We start from the raw sequence: 417 nt of genomic DNA on the forward strand, positions 1-417 counted from the left end.
TAGTCGTTCCACGCCGTGATGAAGGTGAAGATGCCGAGGAACGCGAGGCCTCCGCGGAGCATCGGGACCGCGATCGACCACCAGGTGCGGAAGAACCCGGCGCCGTCCACGCGCGCGGAGTCGATGACCTCGTTCGGGATCGACCCGGTGGCGAACTGCCGCAGGAGGAAGATGCCGAACGCGTTCGCCGCCCCGGGGACGATGAGCGCCTGGAGTCCACCGATCCACCCGAGGTGCGCCATGAGCACGAAGCTCGGCACGAGCGACAGGCTGCCGGGGACGAGGAACGTCGCCAGCATGACGGTGAACAGCGAGCGCTTGAACGGGAACTCGTACTTGGCGAAGGCGAACGCGGCCAGCGAGTCGAACAGCATGACCAGGACCGCGGTGCCGCCGGCGACGATGACGGTGTTGCCG

General features: G+C 67.6%; 1 protein-coding gene. It reads right to left on the minus strand.

The window, feature by feature from the left end:
* Positions 1–417, minus strand: a 417-nt coding sequence (locus tag BIV01_RS12955; RefSeq protein ID WP_139199355.1) for a carbohydrate ABC transporter permease, incomplete at both ends; no start/stop codon positions are given.

The organism is Curtobacterium sp. MCBA15_013, assembly GCF_001865095.1.
Lineage (GTDB): Bacteria > Actinomycetota > Actinomycetes > Actinomycetales > Microbacteriaceae > Curtobacterium.